The 2028-nt window shown below is 36.7% G+C and carries 1 protein-coding gene; it reads right to left on the bottom strand.

The genetic code is table 11. The annotated features are described in order from the left end of the window. Nucleotides 1-413: 413 nt before the first annotated feature. Nucleotides 414-1541, bottom strand: a complete 1128-nt coding sequence (locus WS44_RS09035) for an SLAP domain-containing protein (protein WP_046434081.1) — start codon at nt 1539-1541, stop codon at nt 414-416. Nucleotides 1542-2028 lie beyond the last annotated feature (487 nt).

The following is a 2028-nucleotide window of genomic DNA, read 5'->3' as shown; positions in this document are numbered from 1 at the left end:
TATTGATTTAGTAGAGAGTTGGTTAATAACATGATGGATAAATTATCTTATGAGATGAATAGAATTACCGAACAAGTATATAAACAAGTAAAAAAATAGGATATAATCAAAGCCATAAAAGTTTTACAAGATCTTGATCTTTCTTACGATGATGTTTTAGATAAAGTATTACAATATTTTGGTGAAGATATGCCCAAAGACGAAATTGAAGAACTTGTGAAAGAAAACTATTAGTTAATACTGTAATTAATGAATTAGTTCTTCGTTTAAATAAAATCCAAAATTTAGAATAAATAGCGCTAAAAAGCCCATGACTGTAGTTCGATAGTCATGGGCTTTTTTTATAATCAAGGCAAAGAAAAAACGAGGCAAAATGCCTCGTTTTCTTTGACTTTAGTTAGTGTTAACTAATCTTAGTTAAAGTTAGCAACCTTAACGTAAGTCTTTTCAGTATCGTTACCGATCTTGTAGTATTGCTTACCGTTCTTGAATGTGTAAGCACCACCGTAAGTAGTAACTTCAGTACCCTTCTTCAAGGTTACCTTGTTAGCACGCTTCTTTGAAGTCTTGTAAACGTATGCGTTGTGCATAATAGTCTTAGTTTGACTTGGAACAGTAGTTACCTTAGCGTTTGGAACGTTAACAGTTACAGGCAAAGTAGCAGTAGCGTTGTTCTTGTTTGAAGTTGCGATCAAATTGAAAGTAAATGATTGAGGAGCAACAAACCAACCTTGAGCATCTACATCAACACCAGCAGCCTTCAAAGCATCCTTAAGGTTATTTGAGTAGCTAATGTTGCTTGAGTCTGAATCAAGTTGAGTAGCGTAATATGCGTTACCCTTAGTTTGGTTTACAGGAACAGCGTTAAGAACTTGTGAAATGTTCATCTTACCGTCATCTGCACCAGCGTACAATTGAATGTTTGCTGAGTTTACAGCTGCACCAGTAGTACCATTGTGCCAAGTAACAACTGCTGGGTTAGCAAAGTCCTTAGCAGTTACGTCCATAGCAACTTGGTATAAGTTAATAACACCATTCTTGTCAAGCTTTACTTCGATTGAGTGGGTCATTGTGTCTGAGTCTGTATGTGCAACCCAGTTAGAACCAAAGTTTAAATTGATCTTCTTGTTAGCGTTTTGTGAACCAAAGTTCAAACCAACGTTAGTCATTGAAACTTTGTAAACTTCACCAGCGTTAGCTTCAGTAACTTGGTTTAAGTCAGTAATTTCTTGGCTGCCCTTGAAAAGTTGAATCTTTGAAGGGTTTGATGCGTTAACACCAAAGTTAGCGTTAGCAGTAGTGCCGTCAACAGTAGCTGAGAATGATACTGAAATAGCAGCACTTACTGAGCCAGCCTTAGTATTTAAACTAATGTTTGGCTTAACATTAACAGTAGAGCCAGAAGCTGGTAAAGTTACATTACCTAAATGGGTTACAGATGTTATAGGCGCAGCTGAAACAGTAGATACAGCAGTTGCAGCAACTGGAGCAACAGCAAGTAAAGCAGCAGCAACGCTAACGATTCTTAAATTTTTCTTCATGTGGTCTTTTCCTCCTTGAAATATAAAAAATGTAATAGGCCATAGGTTCAGCATGGTGATAGGAGCCTATAATGTACAAAATCATTCAAAGCAAGATCCACGAGTTTATAACTCTCGCGAGGTAGTAGTCTTGCTGAAGGATCAGCATGCGTACAGGCTGCACGCCTGAAGCACGTATATTAAGTACGTGATACTAGAGTAGGTGTGGTGTGGGAGTGATCCTTCCTCTTATTTGCTAAGGGGAAGTTGGGTTGGTTCTTTCCGCCGCGGTTTTTCGCTAGCTGTGAATAGAGCACAGCAAAAATAAAAAAGGTTTCCAACAATAACATCGTCCTCAAAATTAAGGTGCAAATATGCATGTTTTATTACTATTAAAATAACATAATTAAAATATTACTTTTATCATACAAATCAGCCGAATCCCTTGTTTTAAAATAACTTGCTAGATACAATAGAACTGTTAATAATAGGAGGAACCAACTTATGA

This window comes from Lactobacillus sp. N54.MGS-719 (genome assembly GCF_000980505.1).
Classification (GTDB): Bacteria; Bacillota; Bacilli; order Lactobacillales; family Lactobacillaceae; genus Lactobacillus; species Lactobacillus amylovorus.
The sequence above is the reverse complement of the archived record's forward strand: the minus strand, read 5'-3'. Positions and strand labels throughout refer to the sequence as shown.